Source organism: Flavicella sp. (assembly GCF_029238425.1).
GTDB lineage: Bacteria > Bacteroidota > Bacteroidia > Flavobacteriales > Flavobacteriaceae > Flavicella.
The window spans coordinates 1-12,454 of sequence record NZ_JAQWGB010000028.1 but is presented as its reverse complement, the minus strand read 5'-3'; the positions used below and the strand labels follow the sequence as shown (position 1 = coordinate 12,454).

Genomic DNA, 12,454 nt, shown 5'->3' with positions numbered 1-12,454 from the left:
TGATTGAGGTTTTTTTGTGTGCCTTATTTTGAACAAACAAAACAACTATATTAAGTAGGAAATAATTAAGATTACAAAAAAAATCCCTTTATCATTACATAAAGGGATTTAATATTTGAAGATGTAAAAAAGTATTATTTTTTTCTTTCTAAAAGAGCCATGTAGAAACCGTCAAAACCACTTTCTGATGGAAGTATTTTATTGTCTTTGATAAATTCAAATTCATCATTACTAGCAAGAAATTTCTTTACTTGATTTTCGTTTTCAGAAGGTAAAATTGAACAAGTCGCATAAACTAACTTACCTCCCTTTTTAACTAGTTTGGAATAACTATTAAGAATTTCTTCTTGCGTACGTTTTATGTTTTCTATAAATTCAGGTAGAAGTTTCCATTTAGCATCAGGGTTTCTTTTCAGTACACCTAATCCAGAACATGGAGCATCAATTAAAACGCGATCAGCGCTATTGTGAAGTTTTTTAATAGTCTTTGTGCCTTCTATTGGTTTCGGAGTTATATTATGAGCTCCAGCCCGTTTAGCACGTCTTTTAAGTTCCTTTAATTTTCCAGCATAGATATCCATAGCAACAATAGAGCCTTTATTCTCCATCAAAGCTGCTAAGTGTAATGTTTTACCGCCGGCACCTGCACATGTATCAATAACACGCATACCTGGCTTTACATCAAGGTATTCCGCAACTAATTGAGATGAGGCATCTTGTACTTCGAACAAACCACTTTTAAAAGCATCCGTTCTAAAAACATTTTTACGTTCTTTAAGTATCAAGGCATCTTTGTATTTTGGATCTACAGTTGTTTCTACGTCATTTTCATTTAGGTTTCTTTCTAAATTTTGACGCGAACCTCTTAACGTGTTCGCACGAAGAACAACTGGTGCTTGAATATTCAAAGCTTTGATTTCTTTATCCCAGTTTTTACCTAATTCAGAGGAACCTAATTCATCTAGCCAATCTGGAATCGATTCTTTGATTTTACGCACAGTTTGTACCTCATCAAACCTACCCTTGATACGTCTAACCGGAGCATTTGCAAAGTATTTCCAATCGGGTAATTCAATTCCTCTAAGGACAGCCCATACAGTAAAAATTTTCCAAAGGTTTTCTCTAGAATAGTGGTCTTTAGTTTCAGCGACTTCATTGTATAGACGTTTCCATCGCACAACTTCATAAATAGTTTCTGCAACAAATTTTCTATCTCTTGCACCCCATCTTGGGTCCTTTTTAAGCGCAGCTTCAACTGCTTTATCAGCATATATACCTTCGTTAAATATTGCATTTAAGGAATCGATAACTGTGAAAACTAAATTTCTGTGTAAACGCATAGTCATTATTTTGAGAATGCAAAGGTACTTAAATCAGATGGTAAAGAAGAATTTGCTACTTTTTCTTTTTAGAAAAATCTCGAATAATAACTTTTCTTCGTTTTTCTAAAATATAAAAGGAGGTATAGTAACCATCTTGATTGTTATTAAGAACTACAGGTATATTGTTTCGTGATAATCTTAGAGTGCTTGATAGGATGGAATCATCCATGGTAAGAACATATTCTCCATTTGGCAGATAGAATTCAAAATGACCACTAAGATCAGTTAGGGTACTGTAATTTTGACCTTCTTTTGTAGCAGTAATTTTAATTCTAGATAGATCCATCGGACCTTCATCAGTAATAGCAATTTTTTGTCTATCCATGATAACATCTCCATGAAGTTTGACTCCTTTTACGAAGGGAATAAAATAATTTTCACTTCGGTCAATTGGGATTGAGTCAGGTACATTAGAGAACCAACCTTCAGATTTTTCCAAAGGAAGAACCTTTATTTTGAATTTACCATAGGGTGTATTGTTAATTTTGGCAACACCATTATAAGAGGTTATTACTTCTTTCTTATCCAAGTTGATAACTACGTTGTTGATTGGTGATTCGTCATAATCTTTTCGATTGTTTCCATTCAGGTCCTTGAACGCGATAAATTTAACGTTAGTGGTTGATTTTTTAGCAAATGGAATAGGAATTCCTATTTCCTTTCTAATGCTCAAACCGATCGTAAGATTTGAATTTTGGTTTTTACCAGATCGGTTAGAGCTAAATTGTTCGTCCTCAAATACAACAATATCGCTGTAATCCGTACTGTTAAAAATATAACTACACTGTAAGCTATATCTCCAGTTAGTTTTTGAAAAATAGAATAATTCAGGGTTGATTCCGAAAGAATTATTTTTAGCAATATTTCTGTAAGTATAACTGCTATTTGTTTCTAAAATAAAACGCCTGTTTTTAAAGGTGTATTGGTTTTGAATTGAGAATCTTAGTAATTGTGGAGTAACGGGTGGACCAATTGTATTTTGATTGTCGACTACGGAAAAATTACCATAATTGTATTTAAAAGTAAAATTCCAAATTCGATATCTTAACAAACTAGTAAAGTCAAAACTAAAGTGATTGTCAGATTTTATAGGTTGAGTTTCTTGCGTGTACCCTGCTCTTAAAAGATATGAAGATTGAAAACTAGTTTGATTGTTGTAAGTTGAAAATCTGTAAGATAAACCTCTGTTATGAAGTTGTACATCGTTAAATTGTCTAATGTCGTAGAAAACTCCATTTTGAACTGAACCGGCCTTAACTTTTTTTGATATTGACAATCTATTATTCAATATCTGTTGACCTGTATTTATAAATGAATAGGTTCTTCGCAAGTTTTCGGTACTTTGGTAGTTGTTATTAATTAGTATATTCCATTTTCGACTAAATTTAAAACTTGTTCTGTGATTCAGGTTGATTCTTTTGATTCCTCCAGTACCAAAATTTGCATCGTTATACCTTCCATGTACGTTAAATCTTAACTTTCTAGCTATTTTTGTAGAAAATCCAGCTCCATAAACAAAACCTTCACGTTTTGTATCAGTAATATAGTTTGTAACCAATGAGCGAGCAATAGAGAAATCAAAAATATTAGTTTTAAATAATCTCAATCTGGGATGTAATGAAATAACGTCAGTAGTAGTTTGGTTTATTTTGTTGTCATTTCTACCAATTTGTGATCTAAGGCTTAAAAATGTCGAATGAAAGTTATGAGTGAAACCATAAGAGTCATTTCTTGCATTTTGAATGTTATTGTTTGATTGAATATAAAAAGCGGACAAAATGTTTTTGTCATTTAATCTATAAGACCCTTTAACACCATTACCAACACTGGTAATACCGATGATATTGGAATAAACTTGTCCGATTTCGATGGATTTTTTATCATCGTAATAACCAATATACCAGGGTATATCTTGTTGTAGTTCTCTATTATAAGTACTTTGATTGAAGTTTAATGTGGTGTTATAAACCAAACTAGCATCTTGTGATAATTGTTTAGTCCCTCTTAGATTAACAGACATAAAAGTGTTTGCACCTAGAATGTTCTGAATATATGCATCTACCAATAGGGGGAGTGTTGGATATCCATAAATATCATAGTCAATTTCATTTGGTAGTTTAACAAATGATACTTTCGCGGTTTTTTTGTAATGAATATCGCTTTGAGATTTGTCTTCGGTACTATTGATAACAAGATCATAGTTTTTATAATACTTGTTTTCGTATGGTGTGTAGGTTGTATTAGAAACTTTTCTTTTGTTCCTTTCGTTTAATTGTATTGCTGAAGCGTAATAACTAAAATCGGCTTCTTCACCGACCTCGAGTGTAATATTGTTATGTTTATTGGCTATTCTGTCCTCAACATTTGAGGTATCAGATAGATACAAATCTTTTTTAGGAATTTTATGATTTACAGAAATATCTTGTTTATAATTACCTTTATTAATGATGGAATATTCAAATTTTTTGTTGAATTCATCATTCTTAAAATAGAATTTATTAGCTGTTTTAACTCCTAAATCCCATTTGACAGTTTTCTTAGTTTTCATTTGGAAGGAGTTATCACCAATTTGTTGGCCGTCTAAATCTATTAGAAAGGTATTGATGACTATTTGACTACTACCGGATTTTACTTTAGAAGGTATTAACAGAATAGGTACAATGATAGTGTCATTTACGGGAAGACTGTAGATTTTTTCTGAATCAACGATGCTATTCCATTCGTTTGGAATAAGAACATCCAAAGTGAAATTTAAATTATCAGTACTTGAATTTACAATATATAGAACATTAGAAACTAATCCTGATCTTTCAAGTTCTATGGTAGGGGTTTTAAACTTTGTTTTTACTTTTTCAGCGATACTGCTTTTAAACTCATTAACTTCTTTCTTTATTTTATTTTCTTGTGAAAAAGAGAAAGAAAAGTTTAAGAGCAGAGCAAAAATAAATACTTTGTTTAAAATATGAATAAGATTTTTTAGGGGTGTCAAATCTATATTAAATATTTTCTTCTAAACGAAAATTAAAATTTAGTGCAAAAGTTCCAGGGTTGAAAGTCATTCCAGGTTTTAATCTAACTTCTATTTTAAAGGTATACTCACTGTAATTACTAATATAATCTCCAATTCCATTAACGTTTTTTACACAACTATTACTAGGGATAACGTCAGAGGCTTCTAGTGTTCCAATAATTGGTTTTATAATTTCTAAAATATCATTTACATCAGAAAGAGGAACAAAGTTAGAGAAATCTTCAGAAGTCATGCAATCATTTGTGATTCTAACTTCTAGAATACTAAGCAACGGATTAGGTCCAGTACCATCACTATAATGGTTTAATACTTCCCATTCTGTTGAGTTTGCTCCGTTGTTGTTTACTGTTAGGATTAGATTCCAAGAACATAAGTTATCTGGAATTACTTTGTCGGTTACTCTTACCTTTAATCTTGCAATTGTTGTTCGTGGATATCCACTTTGGTATTTGCTGAAATCAGTAAATGTAAAAGCACTGTTCCCTTGTTCTTCTAAAAACAACTCAACAGAACCACAATGAATTTGAGCATTGGATCTAGTGATAGATAGAAAAAAGAGGAATGCAAAAATTACATTTACAATTAATCTCATATGTATTTATTTTATACAATGAAAGGATGCAGTTTAGTGCATCCTTCATTGTATTATAAACTTTAATTTTATTGGTCTTCCAATAGGATATATTGAACGTACATTGTATAAACTCCTGGTTCAGCATATGCCGCTGGATTCAAAGTGTTAACACTTTCAGAAGATGCTGTAGCTAAATCATAAGCCATTGGGAAGACAGCAGGTAATCCTGGTAAAATTCTGTAATCTATTGTATAATAGTAATCAGAAGTATGAGTAGTTTGATTCAAGTATGTACCTCCTGGCATATAGTTGTCAATCCCATCGTCTCCCGCATGTCCAGCAATATATCTATCGGTAGCACTTGGAGGTGTGCCAGCACCAGCTGCATCAACATAAATATTATTTGTTCCTGCATATGGAGCAAGAGCTCCTAAGGTATTTGGATTTTGAAAGTTAGCACTATAATCCAATTTTGTTGGATCCAATCTTGTAGATAAATTTTGTCTATTTTGTCTTAATTCTAATAAGCTCAACGGCAATTGATCTACGGCATTAACGTTGTCATCTCCATAGTCAACTTGTTGATCCCAGAATCCCGGTGCAGTATTTCCTTGCGATCTACCAACGGCATATAAATCCCAACTTACAGTAGAACTTACTTTCAAAACAGTTGCTGCATATTGGGTGATACCAGCTTGGTATTCACTAATGTCGTCAAATACGAATTCAATTTGATCAGGTGTTGTCATTTCTAGTTGAAGAACTGGTTGTAAATCCATTGTAATAGACACATCTTTTTCATCAACTAATTGTGCATTTGCAGTTGCACCGATTAATCCAGCTGCTGCGATAAACAATTTAAACTTGTTACTTTTTTTCATTTTTTTTAATTTTAGGGGTTAGTATAATTATTATTAATTCAATTTGAATTCCATTTTGGCTGCTTGTATTTCATCAGAGTTTTCAAAATCTAAAACTCCTACAGCAATATAGTCACCGGGTTCGTGATTATCAGGGATTTTAAAAATAAAATCTCTAATTAAATCAGGTAGAATGGTGAATTTTTTAACTTTTAATCTTTGTTGATCTCCAGTTTTTAAGTTAGTTAAATCAATATATGAAGTACAGTATGATATGCCGTCACCTTTGTTTTCGGCAACGATAGAAATCTGTTTGTTGTTTTCGTCAAAAACAAAATCTACAAACTCAACTTCGTTTAAGGCAACACCTGGTGGATTTTGATAAACGAATACTCCAAATGCAAAAGTAGGAACTACACCGAGTGCTACAGTGTTATCACTTTTGTTATCAGGACTTAAGGATTGTCTAGCTTGTTGTTGTTCTATCATGATAATACTCCAAGCAGCTTTGGCTCCATCTGAGTCATTTGGAACAGATACAGTAAAATCAACCTTGCGTTTTTCATTTGGTTTTAGTTCAACGAATGTTGGACTAATTGATACCCATTTAGATAAAGAGTATTTTCCATTACCAGCAGGTAGAAATGAGCTTTTCCCTTTTCCGTTCATGTTAAAATCCATCATTTTAACTTGAAAACTTTTAGGGCTAGAGGTATCATTGTTTATGTTAATACTATAAACTTTGGACTGACCTTGTTTTAAATTTAAATGAAAGTGTGCCGGTGAAACAGAAACTCCAGTCGTCTGTTTATCGGAGGAGATTCCAACATTTTTTACTGATTTGTTCTGAGAATTCACAGAACTTATAAAAAACAGTAAAACTACTATAGGGGTATATTTTTTAAAAAGATACATTAATCGGGGGTATAGGGTAATATTAATTGTATGTTAAACAAATATAGAAGCTTTTATTTAAAAAACAAATAAAACTAAGGGAAATTAATGTTTTGTTAAAATATGAAAGTTTTTTTTCTTGCGCAGTTTTACTGAAGAAATTTAAAGATTTAGAATTTATTGATTAGTTTTGAACTGATTATGTTGTTAACCAATGAAAGACTTTAATGTACCTGTATCATATCTGAAAGGAGTAGGTCCTGCTAGGGCGGAATTGCTTTTGTCTGAATTAAGAATTCGAAAAGTGCAGGATTTGTTTTCTCTTATTCCTACTAGGTATATTGATAGATCTAGGTTCTACAAAATAAATGAATTGCAGCCTAATTCATCCGAAGTTCAATTAGTAGGAGAGATTTCTGGATTTAAAGAAATCAAACAAAAAAGAGGTTCAAGATTTTCTGCTGTTTTTAAGGAAAGTACAGGGACTATTGATTTGGTCTGGTTTAAAGGAGGTAAATGGCTGAAAGATTCGATTAAAGAAGGTAAGGTATATGTGATATATGGTAAGCTTAATTTTTATAATGGGAATTTTAGTATGCCTCATCCAGAAATTGAACTTTTGTCACTTTTTGAAAAAAGTTTACGTCCTGGAATTCAACCTGTGTATCCTTCAACAGAAAAGCTAACGAGTAGAGGAGTGTCAAATAAAATCATGTGTACTGTATTGGAGCACGTTTTTAGAGATTTTTATTCGGCAATTGGTGAATCTTTATCTAAAAATATTATTAAAAAATTCGGTTTTTTATCAAAAAGAGAGGCATTATTAAATATCCATTTTCCGAAAAGTCAAGAAATATTGGCTAAAGCTGAATATAGATTGAAATTTGAAGAACTGTTTTTTATGCAACTTCAAATGTTGCATAAAAAGATAAATATCAATGAAAAGATTGCAGGTTTTAAGTTTGAGTTAGTTGGTGAAAAATTCAATGAGTTTTATTCTAAAGGCTTAACGTTTGAATTGACGAACGCTCAGAAAAGAGTATTGAAAGAAATTAGGAAAGATGTTGGATCTGGTATTCATATGAATAGGTTATTACAAGGGGATGTTGGATCTGGTAAAACGATAGTTGCAACATTGGCCATGTTGCTTGCCTTGGACAATGGTTATCAGGCTGCTTTGATTGCACCTACTGAGATTTTGGCAAATCAACATTTTATATCTATAAAGGAATCACTTTCTAGGTTTGATATAAACGTAAGCTTGTTAACTGGTTCTTCCAAAATAAAGGAAAGAAGAGAGATACACGAAAGCTTAGAAAAAGGAACCTTACATATTTTGGTTGGTACGCATGCTTTGTTAGAAGATAAAGTGAAATTTAAAAACTTGGGATTGGCAATCATAGATGAGCAACATCGTTTTGGAGTCGCGCAGAGATCAAAAATGTGGATGAAGAATGTGAAACCTCCTCATGTTTTGGTAATGACTGCAACTCCCATACCTCGTACTTTGGCCATGAGTGCTTATGGGGACCTCGATATTTCGGTAATTGATGAGTTGCCACCAGGAAGAAAAGAAATTACAACTGTTCATAGATATGATAGCAATCGTTTGAAGGTCTTTAAATTCATGAAAGATGAGATTTCCAAAGGACGTCAAGTATATGTTGTGTATCCTTTGATAGAAGAATCTGAGGCGATGGATTATAAAGATTTAATGGATGGCTATGAAAGTATAGCTAGAGAGTTTCCATCTCCGAACTACCAAATAAGTATAGTTCATGGTAGAATGAAAGCTGCAGACAAGGAATATGAAATGAATCGATTTGTTAAAAGAGAGACGCAAATCATGGTCGCTACCACAGTGATTGAGGTTGGAGTAAATGTGCCAAATGCAAGTATCATGGTCATAGAAAGTTCGGAACGATTCGGTTTGTCTCAGTTGCATCAATTACGCGGTAGGGTAGGGAGAGGAGCTGAGCAAAGTTATTGTGTATTGATGTCTAGTTATAAATTATCTGCAGATGGGAAAAAAAGAATTGAAACGATGGTTAGTTCGTCGGATGGTTTCGAGATCGCAGATGTTGATTTAAAACTACGTGGACCAGGGAATCTAATGGGGACGCAACAAAGTGGTATTCTAAATTTAAAAATAGCAAATTTAGTGCAGGATACTGAGATATTAGAGCAAGCAAGAGAAACTGCTATCCAATTGCTTTCTGAAGATCCAAATTTATCAAAAACTGAGAATAAAAACTTGTCAGCAGTCTATGCTTCTTTTGTCAAAAAATCAAACTTGTGGTCTAATATCAGCTAGGACTTAGAAAAGATATTCTTAATTCTGTCCTTAATAGATAGTTTTTCGTTTTCATGATAGCTGTTTCCGTAGCCATAACCATAACCATAACCGTAGCCATATCCATATCCATACTTTCCATTAGAACTAAAATCATTTAGAATATATCCTATGTTTTGAACTTCTCCATTGCTGTATTTATCATCTATCATTTTCATCATTCCTCTTTTTGAAAAGTTCTGACGTATTACATAGATATTAGCATCAGAGTATTTTAATAATTCGAACGCATCAGAAACCAGTCCAACGGGAGGAGTATCAATAATAATGTAGTCGTATTTAGTTTTTAAAGTATTGAAAAATTTTGTGGTGTTAGATCCCAAAATTAGTTCAGATGGATTGGGTGGGATAGGACCAGAAACGATAAGGTCCATATTTGGTATTTCCGTTTTATAGGTTATTTCCTCAATAGTTTTTTGATTAATTAAATAGTTTACAATTCCAATATTGTTGTCAATATTAAAATCGTTGAAAATTTTAGGTTTTCTGAGGTCCAGTCCAACTAAGATTGTTTTTTTACCACTCAAGGCAAATGCAGTTGCCATATTAATAGAAACCATTGTTTTACCTTCACCACTGACAGACGATGTTAGTAAAATGGTTTTATTCCTGCTAAACTTATTTTCACTATCTCTCGATTCTGTAAGGAATTTAATATTAGACCTAAGTGCTCTAAATGATTCGGCGACAGATGATTTTGGTCTTTCAAATACAGCTAAATTTGTTGTACTAGTGTTTTTACCAATAACACCTAATACGGGAATTGAATAACTTTTCTCTATTTCTTCAACACTTCCAATACTGTCATCTAATAATTGTTTTATTACAATGTACAACAAAGGAAAAATTATGGCTAACATTAAGGATACTAAATAATTAAAGGACGTTCTTGGTTTAGAAGAACCTTGTCCGACATCCTTTGCAATGTCTAGAACTTTGATATCCGATACATTGGCTGCTATTGCAGTACCAGCCTCATAACTTTTCTGTTTTAAGTATGTATAGTTACTTTCTGTTTGCTGATAGTTTCGAGAGTATTTAACTAATTCTTGTTCAAGTTGAGGGATTTTTTTCAATTCACGGTTCAACTTATCTAGCCTTTTGTTTAGTTGCTTTATGTCATTTTTGTTTTTTTGTTCTAATGAAGTTAAGTTTTCAACTACGATTTTTTTACGAGACGCAATTCTATTTCTAATATCGATCATCTCAGGATGAATTGCCGTGACTCCAGCTTCTTCTAATTCGTTTTTTAAGGTAACTAAAGTAATTAGTTCTTGGGTGTTAGAAATAGTAGTTGGTTCATTTATTTCTGTAATGGTTGGAGCAGGGATGTCTTTAGTTTTTTGATCATGTGAAATAAGGTAATCTCTAAGGTTTTTAATGTAGTCTAAACTTCTTTTTTTCAAAAGAAGAGCTTCATCAATTTCAATAATTTTCTCAAACAGTCTATTTCCTTCTGATTCAATATTGTAAAGATTAGTTGAGTCTTTAAATTTGGAAAGTTCAATTTCTAATTGTTGCAATCGTTTTGCTTCGTTTTTAAAAAGCGTATCAATATATTTTTTTGTTTTTATAGCGTATGCTATTTTGTTTTCTTTTTGATCGCCACCTAATACTTTTACCGAAGTGTTCAAGTAGTCAACAAGCCTGCCTTTATTGGAGCCAGTCAGGGATAAGTCTAGTAAAGATGTTCCTGATTTCAAATCCTTGATGTAAATTCTTCGGTATTTACTAACAATGCTATTGATGTTTTTGAATTGTATATAGTAGTTTTTAGTTACTTCAAAATCGTGTTTTTTTTCAATTAGAAATTCACAAAATGGAGTCTTAATTGTATCTCGACTATCAAATTCTTTCTCGAATATTATTTTTTTTGGCGTATAAGAAATCTTTTTATTTTCGTTGTATTCGTAGAGCGCTCTTTTTGATTCCGTATTTTCAAAATTGACAGATACTCGGACTTTGTTTTTTTCTGTAAATTGAATTCCAATATTTGTATTAGCCAATTGAAATTTGTTAGGGTCAGTGATTATCTTGAAGGGAATACTTCCATAAACATCTTCTAGTCGATATTTTCCTTCTTCGAGATATTGGATATAAAATTTTAGCTTTTTTACAACTTTTTCATTATGAGTTCTTGACGTAAATCTAGCTTTTATAGTTTCTACGATATTGCTAGATCCTCCCCAGTTAAATGCAATATTTGTACTTGAGGAAAACAAAGGGTTTTGCTCTTCCTTAACACTAATAGTTGTATGGATGGCATAGGACTTTTCTTCATAACCATTTTTGAATTTGGCGATACTCAATGCAATAATTGAGGTAACAACAAAAAGTCTCCAATAGCCTACAATTTTATAAAGCAATGGTTTTAAATCTATAGATGCCTCGTCTTGAGAATCATTGAATGAAGAATTGTTGTTTTTCATATAGATCTATTAGAATGATTTGATCAATAAAAGTGTTGTTGCAATAATTGAGAACACCGAAGCTAAAGTTGTAAATGTTTGTAATCCGGTCGTTCCTATTCCCCATGATTTAGTTTTAATTGGATTTACGAAAATGATGTCATGCGGCAAAATGTTAAAAACTTCAGATTCAAAAACGTCAATCTGGGTAATATCCACAGTATATTTTTTTAATCCATCGAATTCTTCTCTTAATACTTCTACTTTTGTTCTATCTCCAGTGGAGATAATATCACCAGAGTTGGCAATTGCTTCTACAATATTTACTTTGTTTTGGTAGATTATGTGCGTTCCTGGAGATCCTATATCTCCAAGTATAGTATATTTTATACCTGCTAATTTAACAGTTACGAATATGTTTTTGTCAAAATTGATGTAATATTTTAATTCAGACTTTACTTTTACTCTAACCTCTTCAATTGTGTATCCAAGTACGTTTACATTACCGACATAAGGCAGTCGTATGTTTCCATGTTCATCTACGGTATATCCCGTGAAATACAAATTATCACCACCTGTGGAATTATTACTTGATCCATTAGAACTATTACTGTTGTTAAATAATGCTACTAATTCATCGTTTTTAGATTTTAATGTAATAGATAAGATATCATTAACCTGAAGTTTGTATGGGGTGTCATTTATTTTATGGATATCCTCTTTTTCGATAGGTTCTCCCTGGAAATAAACAAGTTTTCTGTGAGGCACACAAGAACTTAGAATAATTGAAAAACTAATTACTAAAAATAATTTGTTCATGGATAGTTTTTTTATCAATTTACAAATATAAATTTTATTGCCAATAAACAATGAAATTTCTATTACTTTTACCAACTCTTATTAGGCGGTTTTATTATGTTTTTTATTCAAAAGGAGTATTTCCAGTATTTGT

General features: G+C 32.0%; 8 protein-coding genes. 1 reads left to right on the top strand and 7 read right to left on the bottom strand.

The genetic code is table 11. The features are described from left to right. Positions 1–134: 134 nt before the first annotated feature. From P8H68_RS01830 to P8H68_RS01810, 5 genes are all read right to left on the bottom strand, one after another. Entirely contained in the window at positions 135–1,340 is a 1,206-nt protein-coding gene (locus P8H68_RS01830; protein ID WP_300320875.1) for a methyltransferase domain-containing protein, read from the bottom strand. Between the two features lie 55 nt (positions 1,341–1,395). Then, positions 1,396–4,371 carry a hypothetical protein gene (locus tag P8H68_RS01825; protein WP_300320873.1) on the bottom strand — a complete coding sequence of 992 codons (2,976 nt, stop codon included), beginning with the start codon at positions 4,369–4,371 and terminating at the stop codon, positions 1,396–1,398. A gap of 7 nt (positions 4,372–4,378) precedes the next feature. Beyond that, positions 4,379–5,005, bottom strand: coding sequence for a hypothetical protein (locus tag P8H68_RS01820; RefSeq protein ID WP_300320870.1), 627 nt, complete (start codon positions 5,003–5,005; stop codon positions 4,379–4,381). A gap of 68 nt (positions 5,006–5,073) precedes the next feature. After that, positions 5,074–5,868 carry a hypothetical protein gene (locus P8H68_RS01815; RefSeq protein WP_300320868.1) on the bottom strand — a complete coding sequence of 265 codons (795 nt, stop codon included), beginning with the start codon at positions 5,866–5,868 and terminating at the stop codon, positions 5,074–5,076. A 33-nt stretch (positions 5,869–5,901) separates the two neighbouring features. Further along, positions 5,902–6,762: a DUF916 domain-containing protein gene (locus P8H68_RS01810; RefSeq protein WP_300320865.1), complete on the bottom strand. Its 861-nt coding sequence runs from the start codon at positions 6,760–6,762 to the stop codon at positions 5,902–5,904. A 193-nt stretch (positions 6,763–6,955) separates the two neighbouring features. Here P8H68_RS01810 and recG point away from each other — a divergent pair, with 193 nt between their 5' ends. Next, a complete protein-coding gene (gene recG / locus P8H68_RS01805; RefSeq protein ID WP_300320862.1) occupies positions 6,956–9,055 on the top strand; it encodes an ATP-dependent DNA helicase RecG in 2,100 nt (699 codons plus the stop codon). Here recG and P8H68_RS01800 read toward each other — a convergent pair. Next, the gene (locus tag P8H68_RS01800; RefSeq protein ID WP_300320859.1) at positions 9,052–11,523 is read right to left on the bottom strand and encodes a tyrosine-protein kinase domain-containing protein; all 2,472 of its coding nucleotides are present in this window, start codon (positions 11,521–11,523) and stop codon (positions 9,052–9,054) included. The two genes, recG and P8H68_RS01800, sit on opposite strands and share 4 nt — an antisense overlap. 9 nt (positions 11,524–11,532) lie before the next feature. Next, entirely contained in the window at positions 11,533–12,321 is a 789-nt protein-coding gene (locus tag P8H68_RS01795; protein WP_300320857.1) for a polysaccharide biosynthesis/export family protein, read from the bottom strand. Between the last annotated feature and the right edge of the window lie 133 nt (positions 12,322–12,454).

Coding starts and splice junctions, on each gene's coding strand:
- P8H68_RS01820 (WP_300320870.1), bottom strand. CDS start 5,005: ATGAGATTAATTGTAAATGTAATTTTTGCATTCCTCTTTTTTCTATCT.
- P8H68_RS01815 (WP_300320868.1), bottom strand. CDS start 5,868: ATGAAAAAAAGTAACAAGTTTAAATTGTTTATCGCAGCAGCTGGATTA.
- recG (WP_300320862.1), top strand. CDS start 6,956: ATGAAAGACTTTAATGTACCTGTATCATATCTGAAAGGAGTAGGTCCT.
- P8H68_RS01795 (WP_300320857.1), bottom strand. CDS start 12,321: ATGAACAAATTATTTTTAGTAATTAGTTTTTCAATTATTCTAAGTTCT.
- P8H68_RS01810 (WP_300320865.1), bottom strand. CDS start 6,762: ATGTATCTTTTTAAAAAATATACCCCTATAGTAGTTTTACTGTTTTTT.
- P8H68_RS01830 (WP_300320875.1), bottom strand. CDS start 1,340: ATGCGTTTACACAGAAATTTAGTTTTCACAGTTATCGATTCCTTAAAT.
- P8H68_RS01800 (WP_300320859.1), bottom strand. CDS start 11,523: ATGAAAAACAACAATTCTTCATTCAATGATTCTCAAGACGAGGCATCT.